Origin of the sequence: Pseudoxanthomonas suwonensis 11-1, assembly GCF_000185965.1 — a bacterium.
In the GTDB taxonomy this organism is placed as follows: Bacteria; Pseudomonadota; Gammaproteobacteria; order Xanthomonadales; family Xanthomonadaceae; genus Pseudoxanthomonas; species Pseudoxanthomonas suwonensis_A.
This window is the reverse complement of the sequence record NC_014924.1, coordinates 2,341,770-2,360,729: the sequence shown is the minus strand read 5'-3', so window position 1 is coordinate 2,360,729 and position 18,960 is coordinate 2,341,770. Positions and strand designations below refer to the sequence as shown.

Annotated in this window: 25 protein-coding genes; 7 read left to right on the top strand and 18 right to left on the bottom strand. The window is 71.0% G+C overall.

Annotated elements, in window-relative coordinates; genetic code table 11:
* Positions 1-18: 18 nt before the first annotated feature.
* Positions 19-840, bottom strand: coding sequence for a septum site-determining protein MinC (minC, locus tag PSESU_RS10810; RefSeq protein ID WP_049782339.1), 822 nt, complete (start codon positions 838-840; stop codon positions 19-21).
* Positions 806-1,402, bottom strand: coding sequence for a GNAT family N-acetyltransferase (locus tag PSESU_RS10805; RefSeq protein ID WP_013535811.1), 597 nt, complete (start codon positions 1,400-1,402; stop codon positions 806-808). The genes minC and PSESU_RS10805 overlap by 35 nt, the downstream gene beginning before the upstream one ends.
* Positions 1,403-1,537: 135 nt before the next feature.
* Here PSESU_RS10805 and PSESU_RS10800 point away from each other — a divergent pair, with 135 nt between their 5' ends.
* The 5 genes from PSESU_RS10800 (at position 1,538) to PSESU_RS10780 (ending at position 6,052) form a co-directional block, all read left to right on the top strand.
* On the top strand, positions 1,538-2,737 hold the full coding sequence (locus PSESU_RS10800) for a sensor histidine kinase (protein WP_013535810.1): 1,200 nt from the start codon (positions 1,538-1,540) through the stop codon (positions 2,735-2,737).
* The gene (locus PSESU_RS10795; protein WP_013535809.1) at positions 2,734-3,375 is read left to right on the top strand and encodes a response regulator; all 642 of its coding nucleotides are present in this window, start codon (positions 2,734-2,736) and stop codon (positions 3,373-3,375) included. Before PSESU_RS10800 ends, PSESU_RS10795 begins: the two co-directional genes overlap by 4 nt.
* Before the next feature lie 337 nt (positions 3,376-3,712).
* Entirely contained in the window at positions 3,713-4,897 is a 1,185-nt protein-coding gene (locus PSESU_RS10790) for a polyketide cyclase (RefSeq protein ID WP_013535808.1), read from the top strand.
* Between the two features lie 94 nt (positions 4,898-4,991).
* On the top strand, positions 4,992-5,369 hold the full coding sequence (locus tag PSESU_RS10785; protein ID WP_013535807.1) for a DUF423 domain-containing protein: 378 nt from the start codon (positions 4,992-4,994) through the stop codon (positions 5,367-5,369).
* A 2-nt stretch (positions 5,370-5,371) separates the two neighbouring features.
* Positions 5,372-6,052 (top strand): DNA-3-methyladenine glycosylase family protein, encoded by a 681-nt coding sequence (locus PSESU_RS10780; protein ID WP_013535806.1) that lies wholly within the window; start codon positions 5,372-5,374, stop codon positions 6,050-6,052.
* A 4-nt stretch (positions 6,053-6,056) separates the two neighbouring features.
* Here PSESU_RS10780 and PSESU_RS10775 read toward each other — a convergent pair whose 3' ends face one another.
* The 8 genes from PSESU_RS10775 to PSESU_RS10740 all read right to left on the bottom strand — a co-directional run bounded on the left by PSESU_RS10775 (position 6,057) and on the right by PSESU_RS10740 (position 11,240).
* Positions 6,057-6,599 carry a cytochrome b gene (locus PSESU_RS10775; RefSeq protein ID WP_013535805.1) on the bottom strand — a complete coding sequence of 181 codons (543 nt, stop codon included), beginning with the start codon at positions 6,597-6,599 and terminating at the stop codon, positions 6,057-6,059.
* Positions 6,600-6,688: 89 nt separating this feature from the next.
* Positions 6,689-8,074, bottom strand: coding sequence for an FAD-binding oxidoreductase (locus PSESU_RS10770; protein ID WP_013535804.1), 1,386 nt, complete (start codon positions 8,072-8,074; stop codon positions 6,689-6,691).
* Positions 8,075-8,111: 37 nt separating this feature from the next.
* Positions 8,112-8,945 (bottom strand): M15 family metallopeptidase, encoded by an 834-nt coding sequence (locus PSESU_RS10765; protein ID WP_013535803.1) that lies wholly within the window; start codon positions 8,943-8,945, stop codon positions 8,112-8,114.
* Positions 8,946-9,002: 57 nt separating this feature from the next.
* Positions 9,003-9,569 (bottom strand): PH domain-containing protein, encoded by a 567-nt coding sequence (locus PSESU_RS10760; protein WP_013535802.1) that lies wholly within the window; start codon positions 9,567-9,569, stop codon positions 9,003-9,005.
* A gap of 148 nt (positions 9,570-9,717) precedes the next feature.
* Positions 9,718-9,903 (bottom strand): DUF4177 domain-containing protein, encoded by a 186-nt coding sequence (locus PSESU_RS10755; RefSeq protein ID WP_013535800.1) that lies wholly within the window; start codon positions 9,901-9,903, stop codon positions 9,718-9,720.
* Positions 9,900-10,082, bottom strand: coding sequence for an Arc family DNA-binding protein (locus PSESU_RS10750; RefSeq protein ID WP_013535799.1), 183 nt, complete (start codon positions 10,080-10,082; stop codon positions 9,900-9,902). Before PSESU_RS10750 ends, PSESU_RS10755 begins: the two co-directional genes overlap by 4 nt.
* Positions 10,079-10,354, bottom strand: a complete 276-nt coding sequence (locus PSESU_RS10745; RefSeq protein WP_013535798.1) for a hypothetical protein — start codon at positions 10,352-10,354, stop codon at positions 10,079-10,081. The genes PSESU_RS10750 and PSESU_RS10745 overlap by 4 nt, the downstream gene beginning before the upstream one ends.
* Positions 10,355-10,364: 10 nt before the next feature.
* Positions 10,365-11,240 (bottom strand): SPFH domain-containing protein, encoded by an 876-nt coding sequence (locus tag PSESU_RS10740; protein WP_013535797.1) that lies wholly within the window; start codon positions 11,238-11,240, stop codon positions 10,365-10,367.
* Between the two features lie 238 nt (positions 11,241-11,478).
* Here PSESU_RS10740 and purT point away from each other — a divergent pair, with 238 nt between their 5' ends.
* Complete coding sequence (gene purT / locus PSESU_RS10735) at positions 11,479-12,666, top strand: formate-dependent phosphoribosylglycinamide formyltransferase (RefSeq protein ID WP_013535796.1); 1,188 nt, start codon at positions 11,479-11,481, stop codon at positions 12,664-12,666.
* Positions 12,667-12,681: 15 nt separating this feature from the next.
* Here the strand turns inward: purT and PSESU_RS10730 are convergent, their stop codons facing one another.
* The 7 genes from PSESU_RS10730 to PSESU_RS10700 are packed head-to-tail and all read right to left on the bottom strand — an operon-like array spanning position 12,682 to position 17,795.
* Positions 12,682-13,335 (bottom strand): hypothetical protein, encoded by a 654-nt coding sequence (locus PSESU_RS10730; protein ID WP_013535795.1) that lies wholly within the window; start codon positions 13,333-13,335, stop codon positions 12,682-12,684.
* Positions 13,332-13,955, bottom strand: a complete 624-nt coding sequence (locus tag PSESU_RS10725; RefSeq protein WP_013535794.1) for a hypothetical protein — start codon at positions 13,953-13,955, stop codon at positions 13,332-13,334. The genes PSESU_RS10730 and PSESU_RS10725 overlap by 4 nt, the downstream gene beginning before the upstream one ends.
* Before the next feature lies 1 nt (position 13,956).
* A complete protein-coding gene (locus tag PSESU_RS10720; protein WP_013535793.1) occupies positions 13,957-14,712 on the bottom strand; it encodes a PhnD/SsuA/transferrin family substrate-binding protein in 756 nt (251 codons plus the stop codon).
* Complete coding sequence (locus PSESU_RS10715; protein WP_013535792.1) at positions 14,709-15,212, bottom strand: PAS domain-containing protein; 504 nt, start codon at positions 15,210-15,212, stop codon at positions 14,709-14,711. The genes PSESU_RS10720 and PSESU_RS10715 overlap by 4 nt, the downstream gene beginning before the upstream one ends.
* A gap of 9 nt (positions 15,213-15,221) precedes the next feature.
* Positions 15,222-15,611, bottom strand: a complete 390-nt coding sequence (locus PSESU_RS10710; RefSeq protein WP_049782336.1) for a roadblock/LC7 domain-containing protein — start codon at positions 15,609-15,611, stop codon at positions 15,222-15,224.
* A 45-nt stretch (positions 15,612-15,656) separates the two neighbouring features.
* Positions 15,657-16,886, bottom strand: coding sequence for an endonuclease/exonuclease/phosphatase family protein (locus PSESU_RS10705; protein WP_013535790.1), 1,230 nt, complete (start codon positions 16,884-16,886; stop codon positions 15,657-15,659).
* Positions 16,887-16,913: 27 nt separating this feature from the next.
* Entirely contained in the window at positions 16,914-17,795 is an 882-nt protein-coding gene (locus PSESU_RS10700) for an arginyltransferase (protein ID WP_013535789.1), read from the bottom strand.
* 30 nt (positions 17,796-17,825) lie between these two features.
* Here PSESU_RS10700 and PSESU_RS10695 point away from each other — a divergent pair, with 30 nt between their 5' ends.
* Positions 17,826-18,416 carry an EF-hand domain-containing protein gene (locus PSESU_RS10695; RefSeq protein ID WP_013535788.1) on the top strand — a complete coding sequence of 197 codons (591 nt, stop codon included), beginning with the start codon at positions 17,826-17,828 and terminating at the stop codon, positions 18,414-18,416.
* A 9-nt stretch (positions 18,417-18,425) separates the two neighbouring features.
* Here the strand turns inward: PSESU_RS10695 and PSESU_RS10690 are convergent, their stop codons facing one another.
* Positions 18,426-18,959 carry a hypothetical protein gene (locus tag PSESU_RS10690; protein WP_013535787.1) on the bottom strand — a complete coding sequence of 178 codons (534 nt, stop codon included), beginning with the start codon at positions 18,957-18,959 and terminating at the stop codon, positions 18,426-18,428.
* Position 18,960: the final 1 nt, after the last annotated feature.

Here is an 18,960-nt window from a genome sequence, read left to right as displayed (position 1 = left end):
GCCGCCGGCCTGCGCGGGTCAGTCGAGGGCGGCCAGCTTCAGCTGTCCGTCTTCAAGCCATACCTGCACGGCCTTGCCGCGCAGGTTTTCGGGGATATCGTCCAGTACCTTGTAGTGGCCGGCAATGGCCACCAGCTCGGCGTTGAATTCGCGGCAGAAGATGCGGGCGTCGGTATTGCCCTGGGCGCCGGCCAGGGCGCGGCCGCGCAGGTTGCCGTAGACGTGGATCGAGCCGTCGGAGATGACCTCGGCGCCGGCGCCCACGGTGTGCAGGACGGTCAGGTCGCAGCCTTCGGCATAGACCTGCTGGCCCGAGCGCACGGCGGTCTTCTGCATCCGGCCCGGGGCGCGCGGCCTGGCCGGGGCGGCGGGCGCAGCGGCACGGGTTGCCGGTGCCGGTGCCGGTGCCGGTTCGCGCGGCGGCGGGGGCGGAGGCGGTGCCGCGGTGGCGGACGAAGGCTCGTACTGGGCGCGGAACTTGGCCAGCACCGGCAGGCCCAGGGCCTCGGCCAGGGCGTCGTTGTCGCGGGTGCCGTAGGCCAGGGCGACCGGCAGCACGCCGGCCTGGCGCAGGCCCTCGATCAGGGCCCGGGCGGTATCCACGTCCGGGGTGCGCGCCAGGCCGCCGAAGTCCACGATCACCGCGGCGCGGCCGAACAGCTTGGGCGCGCGTTCCACCCGCTCGCGCATCTCGCCGACCAGGCGGTCCACGTCGAGGGTGCGGATGCGGAGGTTGGCGATGCCGACCTGGCCGATCTTCAGTTCGCCGGCCTGCTCGTAACTGGTCGTAGTACCCACCGCCACCTCAGGTCCCCGTCGCTTGGTTGGCGCCGGCGGCATGGCGCCGCGGCTTGCCGACCCAGGGCAGGTCCGGCAGTTCGTCGCCGTAGGTCTCGCGGACCCAGCCGTAGCTGCACAGTTCCTTGGTCATCATGCTGGCGCGCACGTCCACGTCCGGCATGACGTTCTGGCCGGCCTCGTGGAAGCCGAAGCTGCCATGGAACAGCAGGGCCGGGTCGGCGCCGTGGTCGAGGAACACCTCGCAGCACAGCAGCGGATAGCGCAGCTCGGCGTAGCTCTGCACGTCGGCATAGAACGCGCGGCCGACGCCGCCGCCGCGGCGGCGGGAGGCCACCACGATGCGGTCGATGTAGAAGAAGTGCGGGTAGCGCTCCTTGAACCAGGCGAAGTTGCAGCTGTCGTGGTCGCTGTCGCTGCCGAAACCGACCAGGAAGCCGGCCAGGTTGCCGTCACGTTCGGCCACGCGGAAATACTCGGCGTTGTCGTAGAAGCTGCGCACCCGGGCCGCGTCCAGCGGCAGGATGGCCGATCCGGCGTTGTTGTTCAGGGCCAGGATCGAGTCCAGCTCGTGTTCGCGCACGTCGCGGATGACGATGGACATCAGGAATGGAACCTTGCAGTGGGCGGGCCGGGAATCCCGGCAGTGCGGCGGGATTATCGCATGGGGTCGCCGGGGCCGGCGAGGCCATGACTTCCGGCGCAGCGGCGCGGGGCCCGGCCCCCGTAAGATGCGGTCATGTTCGGACCCATCAGCCACACCCGCCTGCTCCGCTACGCCGGCCTCTTCACCTGGGGCATGGTGGGCGTGCCGCTGGTCTATTCGCAGTACGTGCCCGCCTACGGCCCAGAGGAGCCCGGGCTGGGCCGGGTGGGCGGGGCCATGCTGTTCGCCTGCTACCTCGGCTTCGGCGCCTGCTACTGGTGGCTGACCCGGGGCCTGGCCAATGCCCGCCCGTCCTGGCACGACCGCGCCCTGCTGCTGGTGCTGACCCTGTTCGGCCTGGCGGTGAGCTACTTCAACGGCTCGGGCCTGGGCAGCATCCTGCTGATGGTGGCGGCGGGGGTGATCCCGTGGATGCTGCCGGCGACCTCGGGCGTGCTCCTGCTGCTGGTCAGCCAGCTGGCGGTGCTGCCCATCTATTACGGCGTGTTCCGCATGCCGCTGTTCGAGGCGCTGATGCAGTCGCTGCTGTACGGCGGCTTCTCGCTGTTCATCTACGTGACCAGCCTGGTCGCGCGGCAGCAGGCCCAGGCCCGCGACGAGCAGCGCCGGCTCAATGCCGAGCTGCGCGCCACCCGCGCCCTGCTGGCCGAGAGCGCCCGGGTCAACGAACGCACCCGTATCTCGCGCGAGCTGCACGACCTGCTGGGCCACCACCTGACCGCGCTGAGCCTGAACCTGGAAGTGGCCAGCCACATGACCGAGGGACGGGCCCAGGAACACGTGCGCCAGGCCAATACCCTGGCCCGGCTGCTGCTCACCGACGTGCGCGAGGCGGTCAGCCAGCTGCGCGACGCCAGTGGCGGCATCGACCTGGCCACGGCCCTGCGCCCGCTGGCCGACCACGTGCCCTCGCTGGACGTGGACCTGGACATCCAGGCGCCGCTGGCGATCGACGACCCGGAGCGGGCGCACGTGGTCCTGCGCTGCACCCAGGAGATCATCACCAACGCGGTGCGCCATGCCTCCGGCGCCAGTCGCCTCCATATACGTGTGTGGCGCGAGGACGGGGCGATCCGCCTGGAGGCCCGGGACAATGGCGAGGGCGCCGACGGCGTCGTCCCCGGCAACGGCCTGCGCGGCATGCACGAGCGGGTCCAGCAGTGCGGCGGGACCCTCGACATCCAGACCCGGAAGGGCGCCGGCTTCGTCCTGCGCCTGTCCATCCCAGCATCAGCCCCGGCGCGGCCGGCTATCGAAGGAGCGTTGCCATGATCCGAGTCTGCCTGGTCGACGACCAGACCCTGGTGCGCCAGGGCATCAAGTCCCTGCTGGCCCTGGACGGAAGCATCGAGGTGGTCGCCGAGGCCGGCGACGGCCGCCAGGCGGTGGAGATGATCCCGCAGGTCGCGCCGGACGTGGTCCTGATGGACATGCGCATGCCGGTGATGTCCGGGCTGGAGGCGCTGCAGACCCTGTCCCAGGCAGGGCAGCTGCCGCCGACGATCATCCTGACCACCTTCGACGACGACCAGCTGGTGCTGGCCGGGCTCAAGGCCGGCGCCCGCGGTTACCTGCTCAAGGACGTCTCGCTGGAGCAGCTGGTCGGGGCGATCCAGACCGTGGCCAGCGGCGGCTCGCTGGTGCAGCCGGCGGTCACCCAGCGCCTGCTATCTGGCCTGGAGCACATGCGCAACGACTTCGTCAGCCTGGACCGCCCGGACCCGCTGACCGACCGCGAGACCGAGATCCTGCGGCTGATGGCCTCCGGCTTCTCCAACAAGGAGATCGCCAACTCGCTGGGCGTGGCCGAGGGCACGATCAAGAACCACGTGTCCAACATACTGAGCAAGCTGGGCGTGCGCGACCGCACCCGGGCAGTGCTCAAGGCCTTCGAGCTGCAGCTGGTGTGAGGTCGGCGGCGGCGCGGGTGTGCGCGTCGCGACGGGGAGGGGCAGGGGAGCGGGAACGGGGTGCCAAGGTGGTCCATGCGTGGCCCGGCCACAGGCATATATATGTCCCCACGCTGGCGTATGGCGCCGATAATCGGGGGTTTATTGCCGTCCAGGCACCCACGCATGGAATGGCCACAGGCCTTGCCACGCAAGGGCCGGGGCCCCGGCGCGATGTAAGAATTCCGTTCAATCACGATCCCGGTTGCTTATCCGGCTGCGCGCACGCGCAGAACCCTGTTACGATTCGCGGCTCGCATCGCAAACACGCCGTGGAATCGGCCCCGGAGACTCCTGAATGACCCGTCTTATCGAGTTCCTGATCGCCTTGGGGATCGTGGCCGGCCTGGCCTTGCTGGTCGGTGTCGTCCTTCCCGACCATCGCCACATCTCCGAGAGCGTGGAAACCAACCGCAAGATGACCATCGTGTACGACACGGTGAACAATCTGCGCCGCTTCAGGGACTGGAATACGCTGGTTCTGCGCGATCCCAAGATCCAGCTGCGCACCTCCGGCGCCGAGTCCGGCGTGGGCGCGCGCCTGGATTATGTCTCCGAGGATGACCGCATCGGCACCGGCAGCTGGGAGATCACCGAGAGCGTCCCGAACCAGAAGGTCGTGATCAAGGTCGACGACGTGGCCCGCGGCAACGACAAGACCGTGCAGTTCCTGCTCGAGCCGACCGGCAAGAACAACCGCAACGTCAAGATCACCCAGACCTACGACGTCGACTACGGCTGGGACCTGATCGGCCGTTACGCCGGCCTGTACGTCAGCCGCCACGTCGGCGACGACATGAAGATGGGCCTGGGCCGCATGACCAACATGCTGGCTTCGGTGCCGAACTTCGACTACCGCGCCGACGGCATCCCGCTGCGTGACCTGAAGCTCGTCGAGGTCCCGGCCGAGGACCTGCTGGTGGTCAACGCCGGCAACGTCGATCGCAGCAACGAGGCGATCAAGCAGTCGATCAAGAACAACCAGGAGTGGATCAAGCGCACGCTCGATGCCAACAACCTGGAAGCCGCCGGCCCGGTGCGCATCATCACCACCGACTTCGGCGCCGAGAAGTACGCGTTCGACGTCGCCCTGCCGGTCCGCCGCAAGGGCTCGGCCGCTCCGGCCGCGGCTGCTGCCGCCGAAGGCGAGGGCGAGGGTGATGCCGAGGACGCCGCCGCCGAAGCCGCCAAGGCCAAGGCTGCCGCCTTCGCCGCCCCGGTTGCCGCTTCCGGCGAGCCGCTGCAGGTCAAGATCCCGGACGGCGCCCCGGTCGAATACGTCCGCACCAAGGCCGGTCGTGCCGCGTTCGGTTCGTTCACCGGCTTCATGGCCGAGCTGGACGCGGTCCGCAACTCGGTCCGTGCCTGGGCGACCACCAACGGCTACGAGGTCACCGACCGTCCGTACGAAGTCTGGGAAGGTGGGGTCGACAAGGCCTTTACCGCCGAGGGCGAGTACGACGTGTACTGGCAGGTCAAGTAAGACCGCCGGCCGGCCCCTGGCCGGTCCTGGCAACCCGGAAAGCGCCGCGGAAGCGGCGCTTTTCGTTTAGGCTGCGGCCCATGGAGGATGCGGCATGAGTGGAACCACGCACGTCCCGGCCAACCCGGTTGCCTGGCCGGCCGCGACCGGTGCGGTGCTGGCGGCGCTGGCGATCGGCCTGTCGGCCTATGCCTCGCACGGCGTCGAGGATCCGCACGCCCGCTCCAACCTGCAGACCGCCGCCCTCTATGCCTTCGGCCACGGCGTGGCCCTGGCGGCACTGTGGCCGCGCGCTGCCGGACGACTGGCGAAGGTCGCATTGCTGGCCGTGCTGCTGGGCACCTTGCTGTTCGCCGGCAGCCTCGCCGGTGGTGCGCTCGCGGGCCTGCCGACCCGGCTGGCACCGGCCGGCGGCATGCTGATGATGGCCGGCTGGCTGGCCTGGGCGGTCTCGGTGCTGAGGGCGCGCTAGCCATGCCGCGCCACGCCCGCGGCTTCGACGTGCAGGCGGCCTGGGACCACCTGGTCCGTCGCGACCGCAGGCTCGGGTCGTGGATGCGCCGGATCGGCCCGTTGCCGCCGGAAGCCGGCTGGCGAAGCAGCTTCGACCCGGTCGATGCACTGGCGCGGGCGATCCTCTACCAGCAGCTCTCGGGCAAGGCCGCGTCCACCATCGTCGGCCGGGTCGAGGCGGCGATCGGCAGCAAGCGCCTGCACCACGACACCCTGTCCCGGGTCGACGACGCCACCCTGCGTGCCTGCGGCGTGTCCGGCAACAAGACCCTGGCCCTGCGCGACCTCGCCGCGCGCGAGGCCCGCGGCGAGATCCCCGGCCTGCGGCGCATGTCGTACATGGATCCGGACCAGATCGTGGAAGCGCTGGTGCCGATCCGTGGCATCGGCCGGTGGACGGTGGAGATGATGCTGATGTTCCGCCTTGGCCGGCCCGACGTGCTGCCGGTGGACGATCTTGGCGTGCGCCGTGGCGCGCAGCTGGTCGATGGGCTGGAGGTGCCGCCCACGCCGACGGTGCTGGCCGCGCGCGGCCATGCCTGGGGTCCGTACCGCACCTACGCCAGCCTTTACCTGTGGCGGATCGCCGACGGCGCCGGTGGCGACGTCACCGCGCCGCGCACCAACCGCTCGCAGGACTGAGGCCTCAGCCGCGCAGCGACATCCGCAACAAGGTGTCGTCGTGGCGGAAGTGGTGGTGGTAGACCGCCGCGGCCGCATGCAGGCCCGCCAGCCAGTAGCCGGCGAAGGCGATCGCCTCGTGCCACCGCTCCAGCAGGTCGCCCAGCTCTGGCCGCAGGTCGAACAGAACCGGCAGCGACCAGCCGCCGATCGCCGGCGCGTGGCCGTGGGCGTTGAGGACCAGGTAGCCAAGCACCGGCATGGACAGCATCAGCGCGTACAGCGACAGCGCGACCAGCCTGGCCAGCAGCATCTGCCACCGTGGTGGCGCCGGCATGATCGGCGGCGCGGTGCCGGTGGCACGCAGCGCCAGCCGTACCCAGGTCAGGAAGAACACCGACAGCCCGAGGAAGTAGTGCGAGGTCTTCATCAGCTCGCGCGGGGCACTGCCGCGCGGGAAGAACCCGCGCAGTTCCATGGTCGCGTACACCGCCACCAGCAACAGCAGGGTCAGCCAGTGCAGGGCGATGAGCGGGGGGCGGTAGCGGGAGACCTGGACGACGGCCATGGCGATGCCTGCGGGACCTTGGGATCCCGAGTATGTGAAGGCACCAGGCTTGGCATCTTGATCAGGCTCAAGCGTTTCTGCCGGGCCGCTCAGGCCCGGGGGAGGTAGCGGTCCAGCAGCAGGTTGCGGAAGCGCTGGTCCGGGTCGATCCGGTGCTTGAGGGCGGCGTAATCGCTCGCCCCTGGATAGGCGCGCAGGAACTGCGCCTGGCTCGCGTGCAGCCGGTACGGCAGGTAGTACCGGCCGCCATGGTCCAGGGCGGCATCGACCAGCCTGCGGGTCCAGGCGGCGGCCGCCTGCTCGGCGCGCTGCCAGCTGCGCTGCTTGTGGTACAGCACGAAGCAGAACACCGGTTCCGGTGCCCAGCGCAGCAGCGAGGTGGTGTCGGCCGGGGCATGGCGGATGGAGATGTTCAACGCCTCGACTTCGGCCTCGCGCAGGATGCGGGCCATGCTGCGCGCGAACGGGGCGAACGCGGCCACCGGCACGAAGTACTCCTGCAACAGGTAGGTGGAGACCCGGCGCGTGCGGGGCTCCAGCGAGGCCACATCCAGGCTGGCCTCGAGGTTGCGCATGACCACCCGGGGCTCGGCGAGCACGCCTTCGGTGAGCACCCGGTCGCGCACGCGGTGTCCGGCGGGCAGCTCGGTTGCCGCCCAGATCAGGTTCTGTTCGCGGGTGTAACGCGCCCCGGTGGGCAGCAGCCGGCGTGCGTCCGTGAGCGGGGCCGCGGTGCGGCGCCAGGTCACTGCCACGGGTGCGTCGAATGCCGGTGGCGCCAGGTCGGCGTTGTGCAGCACCACCGTGGGATCGGCCAGTACTTCGCTGCCGAACCAGTCCGGGTACTCGTCAAGGGAGACACGCCGGGCATGGCGGGCGATCGCGGTGTTGGGCGCCAGGTCCAGCTCGACCTCGGTGACCACGCCCAGGCCGCCGTAACCGCCAAGCACCGCGCCGAACAGTTCGCCGTCACTCTCGCGTGACAGCTCGCGAACCTGGCCCGAAGCATCCACCAGTTGTAGCGCACGCACCGTGCCGGCGATCGCGCCGTGGCCCACGTAGCGGCCGTGGCAGTTGACCGATACCGAACCACCGATGCTGAAGTTGCTGTAGCTCTGCATGACCTTGACCGACAGGTCGTGCGGATCGAGCAGCTCCTGCAGGCGGCGCCAACGCATGCCCGCCTGCACCCGGGCACGCAGCGCGGATGCGTCCAGCCAGAGCAGGCGGTCCATGCGCGACAGGTCCAGCTGCAGCGCGCGCGGAGCACGGGTCTGCCCGCCCATGCTGTAGCGGCCGCCCGCGATGCACACCGCTCCCTCCCAGCGTTGCAGAGCGGCCGCGACGCCGGCGGTGCCAGGCGGGCGGACGATGCCGGCTATGCGGGTGTGGTCGAGGGCGGCGATGTCGCCGGCATCGATGCCTGCCTGGGGCGCCGGTGCCCGGCAGCCGGCCAGGGAAGCGCCGGCGCCCATCGCCAGCGCGGCTCCGATGAAGCGGCGACGTCCTGGCTCAGGCGGCCGCGCCGGCATCGCCGTGGAAGCGCCAGTGCCAGGGTTCGTAGACGATGCCGTGCGGGTTGTCGCGCGGATAGCTCATGCGGAAGCCGAAGGCCGCGGCATGGGCCTGCAGCCAGGCGAAGGCGGCGGTGGACTCGAACGATTCCTCGGCCGGCGGTTCGCCAGGCGTGCCGATGTCCAGCGCCCTGCCGTCGTGGTGCTCGCTGTAGCCGGGAGCCGCGTTGACCGTGAGGATCCGGTCCAGCGTCTGCCCGCGCGCCAGCTTCCGCTCGAAGATGCCCAGCTGGTAATCGTGGCTGCGGTAGCCGGAGATGGCTTCCAGCGCCACGCCGTCGGCCCCGGCGGCGCGGCGCATCGCCAGCCAGGCGCGGGCAGCGCCGGGCAGCAGCCACAGTGGTCGCTGCCAGCGGTCGCGACCGGCGAAGGCCAGCCATTCGGGTTCGGGCAGCGGCTCCAGGCCGGTGCGTGACTCGTAGGCTTCGGCGTCGATGCCCAGAGCGGCCAGGCGCTGCTGCAGGCGTTCAAGCGGCAGGAAGCCCGGTGGCGGCAGCGGGCCGCGACCGGGGTGCGCCTCGTCCGCGGCCAGTGCGTCCAGCGCCTCGTCGATGCCCGGCTCGCGCGCCAGCCTCGGCACCAGCGCCAGCACGCCCTCGTCGCGCACCGTGGCCAGGTAACGGCCGTCGCGCTTGCGCCGCAGCACGGTGTGGGACTGGGCGATGGCGCGGGCGTCGGTGTTGCCGCGTGCGCGCAGCAGGCAGGCAGGCCATAGTTCGATATGCCCGGTGTTGACCAGGCGGGTGCGCAGGGGCTGGGGAGGCAGGTGCATGGCTGCAAGCCTAGGCCGGCGCCGGCGTCGCCGCCACCCCGATCCCCGCCTGGCGTGTCAGCGCTGGGCGCCGGCGGCCTCGTGCAGTCGCGCCAGCAGGTCCTGCGGGCGTTCCGGGCTCAGCAGGACGTAGCGGCCGTCGCGACGCGGCAGTACCACCACCCGTTCGTTGCGGGTGAGCAGGCAGAAGGCGCGGGCGCGGTTGCGCAGCAGGTAGTGGCCGGCGCGGAAGCCGGGCAGGCCCATGCCCCAGAGGCGCACGCTCGGCTTCAGGTCGGTGTGCTCGTCCAGGTCGACGATGCGCGCGTGTTCCAGGTCCAGCATTTCCAGCGGGACCTTCTGGGTGAACAGGCCGCCGGCCCGGACCCACAGCTGGCGGCCGCGGATGCGTATGCGCCGGTAGCGCAGCAGGACCAGCGGGCCGACGACCGCCAGGGCGATGGCGAACATCATCACCAGCCACGCCGGCACCGTGCGGGACGGATCCGGCTGCAGCAGCGCCTCGCCGCGCAGGGCGAACACCGCGGCCACCAGTGCGACCCAGATGGCGGGCAGCACCCACAGCGTGCGCGCCGTGGGCGGGCTGACCTCGAACTCGGCTCCGGACGCGACGGTGCGGGTCATGCGCGGATCCTTGTCAGCGCGCCAGCAGCAGGCCGGCGGCGAGGGCGAGGGCGGAAGCCAGAGCCAGCACGGGCGCCACGCGGGAAGCGGGGCGGCCCGCGCGGCGCTCGATCAGGCGGACGACATGCAACATGGCGTTGTCCTTCGGTCAGGCCGGCCGCTTGAACACCAGTACCGGCGAGGCGACGGTGGGCGTGGAATGGATCACGTTGACCAGTTCCCAGCCAAGACGGCCGTGGCGGTCCATCTCCTCCTGCAGCTGCTCCACCTTGTAGCCGCCCAGCATGCCGGTCTTCAGTTCGACCGCCAGGTACCTCCATTGCGTGGTGCTCATGGCTCATCCTCCGGGTTCTGTCCGTCCGGCTTCTGCAGCCGGCCTGCCTTGCGCAGCGCATCGCGCAGCACGTACTCGATCTGGGCGTTGAGGCTGCGCAGCTCGTCGTCCGCCCAGCGCTGGGTCGCCGCCAGGATCTCGGCACTGATGCGCAGCTGGAACGCCTTGCGTTCGGTCATGGTCCCGGGCGCCCCCGGCGCATGTACAGGACGGTCGATACCACCAGCACGTTGACGGCCAGCACCATCACCAGCGCCACCGTGGTGGCGGCGCCCTTGCTGTCGCCGGCGAAGTACAGGCCGACGGCGCCCAGCAGGATGACCAGCCCCATCAGCGCCCAGCGCAGGGCCAGGCCCCGCGCGTGGGCGTCGTCGTAACGGGCGTACCAGGCGGCCACGCACAGCGCGGGGAGTCCGGTGATGGCGACGACCAGGGCGGCAACCACGTTCATCGCATCGACCTCAGTACAGCGAACCGGCGTTGACGATCGGCTGGGTGCCGCGGTCGCCGCACAGCACGACCAGCAGGTTGCTGACCATCTGCGCCTTGCGCTCCTCGTCCAGCTGGACGACGTCGTTCTTCTGCAGCTCGGCCAGGGCCATCTCGACCATGCCCACCGCGCCGGCGACGATCCGGGTGCGGGCGGCGATCACCGCGTTGGCCTGCTGCCGCTGAAGCATCGCCTGGGCGATCTCCGGGGCGTAGGCCAGGTGGCTGATGCGTGCCTCGATCACCTCGACGCCGGCCGTGCCCAGGCGCTCGGCGATCTGCGCCTGCAGGTGCTCGGAGATTTCCTGCGGATGGCTGCGCAGCGCGATCTGGCCCTCGTCGTGCTGGTCGTAGGGATAGCTGGAGGCCATCGCTCGCAGCGCCGCCTCGGACTGGATGTGGACGAAGCTCTCGTAGTCGTCGACGTTGAACACCGCCTCGGAAGCATCGACCACCTGCCACACGATCACCGCGGCGATCTCGATCGGGCTGCCGTCCAGGTCGTTGACCTTGAGCTTGCCGCTCTCGAAGTTGCGCACGCGCTGGCTGACCTTGCGCTTGGAATAGAAGGGGTTGTTCCAGCGCAGGCCGGCTTCCTTGACCGTGCCCACGTACTTGCCGAACAGGCTCAGGACCGCGGCCTGGTTGGGCTGGATCGTGTACAGGCCGGTGAACGCCGCAAGGGTCGCGGCCAGGCCGATGACCGAGCCGGCCAGGCGGACCGGGTCGGCCGGCGCGCCGTGGCCGCCTACCCCGGAGATGAACAGCCAGAACGTGGCCAGGGCGATGACGAAGCCGGCCAGCACCACGGGAATGCCAGGCAGGGAATTGATCGGACGCTCTTTCATGGTCTCTCTCCAGGTGACGGGTCTATCTGATATCAAAACGATATCAATCGTCAATAGGGCATTCGTCAGCCGGTCTTGCGTGGGAGAGAGCAGGGAGGGGCGGAGAGGGTGGTGGCCAGCAGTGGCACCGAACCTCGTCCGCGCTGCACCCGTATACGCCGGTGCAAGAGGGGATCCCCGCCGGCAGGAAAGGGAGGCCGAATACAATGAAGGCCCCGTTGCCCTGCGAAGCCTGCCCATGGTCCGTATCGGAACCCCGCTGTCCCCCCACGCCACCCGCGTCCTGCTGCTCGGCTCGGGCGAACTGGGCAAGGAAGTGGCGATCGAGCTGCAGCGCCTGGGCGCGGAGGTGATCGCCGCGGACCGCTACGCCGATGCCCCGGCCATGCAGGTCGCCCACCGCAGCCACGTGCTGGACATGCTCGACACCTTCGCCCTGCGCGAGCTGATCGCGAAGGAGAAGCCGGACCTGGTGGTGCCGGAGATCGAGGCCATCCATACCGAGACCCTGGTGCAGCTGGAGACCGAGCATGGCCAGAAGGTGGTGCCGACCGCGCGCGCCGCGCGCCTGACCATGGACCGCGAGGGCATCCGCCGCCTGGCCGCCGAGACCCTGGGCCTGCCGACCTCGCCCTACCGTTTCGTCGACACGCTGGAGGAGTACCGCGAGGCGATCGCCGTGGTCGGCCTGCCGTGCGTGGTCAAGCCGGTGATGTCGTCCTCGGGCAAGGGCCAGAGCACGGTGCGCGAGGAGTCGCAGGTCGAGGCGGCCTGGGAATACGCGCAGACCGGCGGCCGCGCCGGTGCCGGCCGCTGCATCGTCGAGGGCTTCATCGACTTCGACTACGAGATCACCCTGCTGACCGTGCGCCATGCCGGCGGCACCGACTTCTGCGAGCCGGTCGGCCACCTGCAGCGTGATGGCGACTACCGCGAGAGCTGGCAGCCGCAGCCGATGTCGCCGCGCGCGCTGGAGCGTGCGCGGGAGATCGCGCGCACGATCACCGACGACCTCGGTGGCTGGGGCGTGTTCGGCGTGGAGCTGTTCGTGAAGGGCGACGAGGTGTGGTTCTCGGAAGTGTCGCCGCGGCCGCACGACACCGGCCTGGTCACCCTGGTCTCGCAGGACCTGTCGCAGTTCGCGCTGCACGCGCGCGCCATCCTCGGCCTGCCGGTGCCGGTGATCCGCCAACACGGGCCCAGCGCGTCCTGCGCGCTGCTGGCCAGCGGCCACGGCGTGCCGGTGTTCTCCGGGATCGATGGGGCGCTGGCTGCGCCGGACACGGCGCTGCGCCTGTTCGGCAAGCCGAAGGTGGAAGGCCAGCGCCGGGTGGGTGTCACCCTCGCCCGCGGCGAGGACATCGGGCAGGCGCGCGCGACGGCGCGCGATGCCGCCGCGGCGATCGGGATCGAACTGCTGCCCTGAGCGGGCAGCGGCGGGTCAGAGCGGTGCGGCGAAGCGGGCGCCGGCCAGGCGGATGCTCCACACCAGCTCGACCATCGCGAGGTTGTTGAGCAGCGGCTCGCCGGCCAGCAGCAGCCAGTAGCCGCTGCCATCGATCCACAGGGGGATGAACGACCACTCAGGCAGCAGCATGTCCGGGTCGGAGTGGAACGCCACCCGCTGCGCGCCGGCCCAGCCGCGCCTGGCCTGGCGCGCGGCGAAGGCCGAGTAGTCGGCCGCGGCGGCGCTGAGGGTTTCGGCCAGTTCCTGGTCCAGGCCGGAATGGCCCAGGCAGAAGCCGCTGTCCGAAGCCAGTACCGCGCGGCGCTCGCCTGACAGCGGCGCGATCACGTGCTGGGCGAAGTCGCCCAGGCGCACGTCCGGTGCCGGCACCTGGCGGCGCAGCACCTGCACCCACTGCTTTTCCTGCAGCTGCTGCAGCATGCGGCCGCTGCGGTCCTGTTCCTGGCGCCAGCTCGCCAGCGGCATCGCCTGCTGGCCGCAGAGCAACGCCTGCACCGCGCGCTGCGAGGGGCCCGGCTCGGGCGAGGAGAAGCCGTGCAGCGCACCGCGCGGGGTCGGCAGCAGCCACATCGCCGCCGCATCGGCGGGGATGTCGGTGGTGGTCGGGTCGACGAGGTCCAGGCTCATGGGCTTCCGTTGCGTGGGGAGGGCACTTCGGCGCGGTCACCGATGGCCGCGTGCTGTTCCAGCCAGTCGGCGACCCGTTCCCAGCGGTCGCCCACGGCGATCTCGTGGCGCCGCAGGTCGCGGCTGGCGAGCATGAAGGCGTACTTGTCCTGGCAGGAGAGGCAGTGGTCGAGGAAGTCGTGCTCGATCCGCGCCGCCTGCAGCGGGTCGCCGTCCAGCAGTGCTTCCACCACCCGGGTCGCCAGCCGCCGCGAATGGTCCGGGCTGGCGCGGCGCACCCGCGCCGGCACGTCGGCCGAGGGCTGGGCGAACACGCTCCAGCGCGTGGCCAGGGCGGTCGTCGGCGGCAGCACGTGGCCGTGTGCGTGGCGGGCGAAGGCTTCGGACACGTAGGGCGCCAGGCGCCCGCTGGCCAGGTGCAGCGCGGCCTGGCGCAGCGCGGTGTCGGTGCGCGGCAGGGCCACGAACAGGTCGGCCAGCGCGCCCTGCACCGGCTCGGTGTCGCCCAGCTGCAGCGCCGCCTGCAGCCGCGCCAGGTGCGCGGCCGCGTCCTGCGGCGCGCGGGCCACGGCGCGGGTGCGTTCGCGGAATTCGCGGCGTGCGGTCAGGGCGGCGCTCATGTCAGTCCAGCAGGGTGTCCATCAGGTCGATCATGAATTCCGCGTCCTCGCGTTCCATCGGTTCGAACCCGGCGGGCAGGCCCAGCGCCTGCAGTACCTGGGCGTCGCCGGTATCGGCCGGATCGACCGCGAGCAGGGCCTGCGCCAGCGGCGCGAGGTCCGCGTCGGCCACGCGCGGATGCGCCAGCAGCACGTGGCTGATATCGCGCAGCCTGCTCTCCACCAGCACCTTCAGCCGCTCGCGGGTGATGCGGGCGAGGGCGTGGTAGGCCGAGGCGAGGAAGAAGCCGGCATCGACCTGGCCGTTGAGGGTCATGCGCGCGGCGGCCTGGTAGCTGCTGGCCGGCTCCCACTGGATGTCGTGTTCGGTGAGGTCGGCCGGTTCCAGCAGGCGCAGGCCGACCAGGCGCACGTCACGGTTGTCGGTCACGGCGATGCGGCAGCCGGGGCGCAGGTCCTCGACGTGGTCGGCCGGGGACGCCGCGGCGGTGGCGATCACCATCTCGTTGGAATGCGCCTTCGGCCGCGCGAAGGCCCGGTAGCCCTGGTCGCGGATCATCGCGGTGGCGTCGAACGGATTGGCGTAGACCAGGTCGGCCAGGCCATCGGCCAGCATCTGCGCCTGCTCGCGTGCATCGGCCGGCATCAGCAGGTGCAGGCGGGTGCCGGAGCGGTGCTGCAGCAGGGTCGCCAGCATGTACCAGCCGGGGAAGTTCTCCGGCGCGAAGTCGGGGGCGACCAGCAGGTTGAGGGTCATGCGCACGCCTCCGCCGCTTCCTGCCTGAGCCAGTCGCGGTAGAGCGGCAGCACCTCCTCGATCGCGCGGCGCGAAGGTTTGCGCCGCACCGAGGTGTAGCCGACCACGCGGCCCTCGCGCACGTTGGGCAGGGCGGTGGCGTAGACCCAGTAGTGCTTGCCGTCCTTGCGCAGGTTCTTGACGTAGCCGTGCCACTTGCGGCCGGCCTTCAGCGTGTCCCACAGGTCGGCGAAGGCGGCGCGCGGCATGTCCGGGTGGCGCAGGATGCTGTGCGGGGCGCCGATCAGCTCCTCGCGGCTGTAGCCGCTGAGTTCGACGAAGGCCTCGTTGGCGTGGGTGATCACGCCGTCCAGGCCGGTACGCGAGACGATCAGGCGCCCGTCCGGATACGGCACTTCCTCGTCGGTCCAGTAGACGGTGCGGCTGGTGCCGTCATGGCAGGTATGCACGGCGCGCTGGTGCGGGCCGGTCGGCGGGCTCATGTCCGGGAGGCGGCTCATCGGCGACCCTCAGACGATGCGGCCGAGGACCTGGGCGGCCCGCTTGATGTCGAGGAAGGCCAGGCCGAGCTTGACCTCGGCACGGGTCAGCACGGTCAACACCGCCTCTTCGCCGGCGGCGGTCATGATCACGTAGCCATGCTCGCCCTGGACCAGGACGCGCTCGAGGCGCCCGCGGCCGAGCTCGCGCGCGGTGCGCTCGCCGAGGGAGAGCAGGGCGGCGGACATGGCGCCGATGCGGTCCTCGTCCATGCCCTGCGGCATGGCGGCGTCGATCAGCAGGCCGTCGATGGAGACGAGCGCGGAGGCTTCGATGTCGGCGCTGGAGCCGTTGAGGTCTTCCAGGGTCTGCCGGATCTGGGCGGCGCGCGGGTTGTGATGGAGGGGGATGGCGTTCATGGCGCGAATTGCATCACGCGCCATCCGCAGCCCTTTTGATCAGGATCAATCGCCGCCGACGTCCCGACGAGCGGCCAGGTCGACCCATACCAGGTGGTGGTCGCTGCCATCTGCGATCGCCGCGGCCGGGTCGGTCGAGGCTGGCCAGAACACCCCGCTGCCGATGGCCTCGAAGCCGGTGGAGGGGATCACGTAGTCCAGCCGCATCGTGCCCGAGCGCGGGCCGAAGTCGCCGGTCACGTGCTCCGGTGCGCCGACGCGCCTGAGTCCGGCCGCGGCATAGGCGCGCGCCTTCTCCGCACCGCCCTCGGAGCGCGGCGTGGCCATGCGCAGCACGCGCGGATGTTCGAGCAGCCCGAGGATGGCCTCGTGGTGGCCATCGCCATCGGCAGGATCGTTGTTGAGGTCGCCGGCGACCACGAAGCGCTCGCCCTCGGCCAGGCCACCGCAGCGGCCGGCGTCGTCGCACAGCCAGGCGTCATCGCCGCCGGAGATGTAGTGGCGCCAAAGCTCGATCTCGTCGGCATTGCGCGCGCCGTTGCGGTCTTCCGGACCATCGAACACCGGCGGGGTCGGATGCGAGACCAGGAAGTGCACGGTGCCTTGCGGCGTGCGCACCGGAACGTCCCAGTGCGACTTGGACGACAGCCGCAGCTGTGCCCACACCGCATCGTCGTGCCAGGGCTTGCCGGTGGCCGGATCGATCGGCCGGCGCGCGCCGGGCATCGTGCTCCAGCGCAGCAGCTGGAAGCTGCGCACCGCATCGGCATCGATCGGATGCCGCGACAGCACCAGCATCCCGTACTGGCCCGGGTGCAGGCCGTAGCCCCAGGCATCGTTGCCGCGCGCCCGGCCTTCGCCACCGATCGTGCCATTGCGGTCCAGGTCCAGTCCGCTGGGCGCGCCGGTGTTGACCGGGGCCAGGTAGCGGTAGGGATAGTGCAGCGGCTCGCCGCCGCCGGGCTGGGCCTGCTCGAGGTATTCGCGCTGGAACAGGTCGGCCGCGCGGCCAGCCTCGTCATGGTCGAACTCGTTGACCAGCACCAGGTCCGGACGCACCCGCTGCAGCACCGCCGCGACCTTGCGCGCGCCCGCGTCGCCGCCCTGCAGGCGCGCGACCAGGCCGCCGGCCTGGTCGTCGTAAAGGGAGACGTTGTAGGTGGCAACGCGCAGCGGCGCGTCGTCGCGCGGCTCGTCGGCGGCTACCGGGGCCGGGGTGGAACAGGCGCTCAGCATCGCGGCCAGCAGCGGAATGATCGGGAGGACGGTTCGCATGCGCGGATCTTCGCACGCCTCCGCGCCTCAGTCCGGGAACGGCAGCCATCCGCGTCCGTTGAACGCTTCCAGCGGACGGAAGCGGCGCTTGTAGTCCATCTTGTCGTGGCCGTCGATCCAGTAGCCCAGGTACAGGTGCTGCAGGCCCTCGCGCCGCGCCCATTCCAGCTGCCGCAGGATGCCCAGCGTGCCCAGGCCGCGCGCGGCTTCTTCCGGTTCGTAGAAGGTGTAGACCGCGGACAGCCCGTGTGGCGCGCGATCGGTCACCGCGACCGCCAGCAATCTTCCCGGGCCGGTGGAGCCGGGCGTGGGCGCCAGCCGCAGCTCGAGGAAGCGCGTATCCGACCACGCGCCGACCAGGAACTGGTCGAACTCGGCGGTGCCGTGGTCGTCCATGCCACCGTCGCGATGGCGCGCGCGCAGGTAGCGCTGGTAGAGGTCGAAATGCTCGTCGGTGCGCTGCGCCGGGACGATGCGCGCGCTGACGTCGGCGTTGTGGCGCAGGCAGCGGCGCTGGCTGCGGTCGGGCTGGAAGCGGTCCACCGGGATGCGCACCGCCACGCAGGCACGGCAACCGGCGCAGTAGGGGCGGTAGACGATGTCGCCGGAGCGGCGGAATCCCCACTCCAGTGCGCGCGGATAGACCAGGCCCAGTCGCGGGTCGCGCGGATCCAGCACCAGGTCGCGTGCCTCGCGGTCGGGCCAGTAGCCACACGGGTGCCCGCCGGTCTGGTACAGGCGCAGGTCTTCGGCGGGAGTGGTGTCGTGGCCCATGGCATCGCGGTCGACGTGTGCATGCAGCATAGCGCCGTGGATGCGCGCGGTGGCGCTAACCGGCTGGTTCCTGAACACGGCCGGCGGCGGGGTCAACGGCCAGGGACGCAGGGGCGTTTTCCCCTCCGTGGCCATCACGTCACGCCTTTACCTGGAGACAAACACGTGAACAAGACCCCTTACCTGATCGCCGCCGCGCTGCTGGCCGTCACCGCCGGGGCCGCCATGGCCCAGGACACCGCGGCCCCCGCCGCCCAGGCCAAGCCGCGCGTGTCGCTGGACGCCAACAAGGACGGCGTGGTCGATCGTACCGAGGCCGCGGCGCATCCGCGCCTGGCCGAGCGCTTCGACGAGCTGGACCGCAACAAGGACGGCAAGCTGCAGCGCGACGAACTGCCGCGCATGAAGCACCCAGGCCGCCATGGTGGCCGCGGCGGCCACGGCTTCGGTGGCTTCGGCTTCGCCGGCCCGGGTGCCGATACCGACAAGGACGGCCGCATCAGCAAGGCCGAGGCCCTGGCGGCGGCTACCAGCCACTTCGAGCGGATGGACGTGAACAAGGACGGCTTCATCGACAAGGCCGACCGCGAAGCGATGGCCAAGTCGCGCCGCGAAGCGTGGTTCAAGCGCGTCGACACCGACGGCGATGGCAAGCTGAGCCAGGCCGAGCTGGATGCGGCCAAGGCCAAGCGTGGCGAGCGCGGTGAGCGCGGTGGCCATCGCGGCCACGGCGCCGAGGCTGCGGCGAAGAAGTAAGCCGCGCGCCTAGCGCGGTGCCTGATCCGGCGTCCCCGCGGGGGCGTCACTGGCCGGCGGGGTGGGGGAGATGCGGAAGCGCACCTCTTCCTCCCCGCCGCCCTGCGTCTGGGGAGCTGCTTCGACTGCAGGCGGTGCCTCGACCGGCGCCGGGCGACGCAGCCAGATGATCACCGCCACCGCGGCGATCACCGCCAGCAGGCCGATGCGCACGCGCCAGGCCCAGCGGTTGCCGGCCGGCTTGTCGCCGGGCAGTTCCATCGGTCCGACCGCCGAAGGCGGCAGGTCGGAGTACGAGCGGGTGGTGGCCAGCAGGCCGTGCTGGCGCAGCAGTTCGCGCGCACGCGGCTGGTCCTCGGGAATGCGCACCCACACTGCCGGCTGCTTGTTCATCGCGGTCGGCTCGGCATAGCTGAACTGTCCGCTGCGGCGGCTGCGGTAGGAGCGCGGCTGGCTGATGTGCACCGGGATTCCGGCGTCCTCCAGCAACCTGGCCACGCCTTCGACGGTTTCCAGGCGCTGGCTGGTGAAGATCTGGCGCATG

Bases quoted from the DNA above. Each gene is read 5' to 3' on its own strand.
- PSESU_RS10725 (WP_013535794.1), bottom strand. From the start codon at position 13,955: ATGAGCGCCGCCCTGACCGCACGCCGCGAATTCCGCGAACGCACCCGC.
- PSESU_RS10750 (WP_013535799.1), bottom strand. From the start codon at position 10,082: ATGACCGAACGCAAGGCGTTCCAGCTGCGCATCAGTGCCGAGATCCTG.
- PSESU_RS10795 (WP_013535809.1), top strand. From the start codon at position 2,734: ATGATCCGAGTCTGCCTGGTCGACGACCAGACCCTGGTGCGCCAGGGC.
- PSESU_RS10790 (WP_013535808.1), top strand. From the start codon at position 3,713: ATGACCCGTCTTATCGAGTTCCTGATCGCCTTGGGGATCGTGGCCGGC.
- PSESU_RS10800 (WP_013535810.1), top strand. From the start codon at position 1,538: ATGTTCGGACCCATCAGCCACACCCGCCTGCTCCGCTACGCCGGCCTC.
- PSESU_RS10765 (WP_013535803.1), bottom strand. From the start codon at position 8,945: ATGCACCTGCCTCCCCAGCCCCTGCGCACCCGCCTGGTCAACACCGGG.
- minC (WP_049782339.1), bottom strand. From the start codon at position 840: ATGCCGCCGGCGCCAACCAAGCGACGGGGACCTGAGGTGGCGGTGGGT.
- PSESU_RS10715 (WP_013535792.1), bottom strand. From the start codon at position 15,212: ATGAGCCGCCTCCCGGACATGAGCCCGCCGACCGGCCCGCACCAGCGC.
- PSESU_RS10755 (WP_013535800.1), bottom strand. From the start codon at position 9,903: ATGAGCACCACGCAATGGAGGTACCTGGCGGTCGAACTGAAGACCGGC.
- purT (WP_013535796.1), top strand. From the start codon at position 11,479: ATGGTCCGTATCGGAACCCCGCTGTCCCCCCACGCCACCCGCGTCCTG.
- PSESU_RS10740 (WP_013535797.1), bottom strand. From the start codon at position 11,240: ATGAAAGAGCGTCCGATCAATTCCCTGCCTGGCATTCCCGTGGTGCTG.
- PSESU_RS10770 (WP_013535804.1), bottom strand. From the start codon at position 8,074: ATGGGCGCCGGCGCTTCCCTGGCCGGCTGCCGGGCACCGGCGCCCCAG.
- PSESU_RS10775 (WP_013535805.1), bottom strand. From the start codon at position 6,599: ATGGCCGTCGTCCAGGTCTCCCGCTACCGCCCCCCGCTCATCGCCCTG.
- PSESU_RS10705 (WP_013535790.1), bottom strand. From the start codon at position 16,886: ATGCGAACCGTCCTCCCGATCATTCCGCTGCTGGCCGCGATGCTGAGC.
- PSESU_RS10730 (WP_013535795.1), bottom strand. From the start codon at position 13,335: ATGAGCCTGGACCTCGTCGACCCGACCACCACCGACATCCCCGCCGAT.
- PSESU_RS10690 (WP_013535787.1), bottom strand. From the start codon at position 18,959: ATGCGCCAGATCTTCACCAGCCAGCGCCTGGAAACCGTCGAAGGCGTG.
- PSESU_RS10700 (WP_013535789.1), bottom strand. From the start codon at position 17,795: ATGGCCACGGAGGGGAAAACGCCCCTGCGTCCCTGGCCGTTGACCCCG.
- PSESU_RS10720 (WP_013535793.1), bottom strand. From the start codon at position 14,712: ATGACCCTCAACCTGCTGGTCGCCCCCGACTTCGCGCCGGAGAACTTC.
- PSESU_RS10780 (WP_013535806.1), top strand. From the start codon at position 5,372: ATGCCGCGCCACGCCCGCGGCTTCGACGTGCAGGCGGCCTGGGACCAC.
- PSESU_RS10760 (WP_013535802.1), bottom strand. From the start codon at position 9,569: ATGACCCGCACCGTCGCGTCCGGAGCCGAGTTCGAGGTCAGCCCGCCC.
- PSESU_RS10710 (WP_049782336.1), bottom strand. From the start codon at position 15,611: ATGAACGCCATCCCCCTCCATCACAACCCGCGCGCCGCCCAGATCCGG.
- PSESU_RS10745 (WP_013535798.1), bottom strand. From the start codon at position 10,354: ATGAACGTGGTTGCCGCCCTGGTCGTCGCCATCACCGGACTCCCCGCG.
- PSESU_RS10785 (WP_013535807.1), top strand. From the start codon at position 4,992: ATGAGTGGAACCACGCACGTCCCGGCCAACCCGGTTGCCTGGCCGGCC.
- PSESU_RS10805 (WP_013535811.1), bottom strand. From the start codon at position 1,402: ATGTCCATCGTCATCCGCGACGTGCGCGAACACGAGCTGGACTCGATC.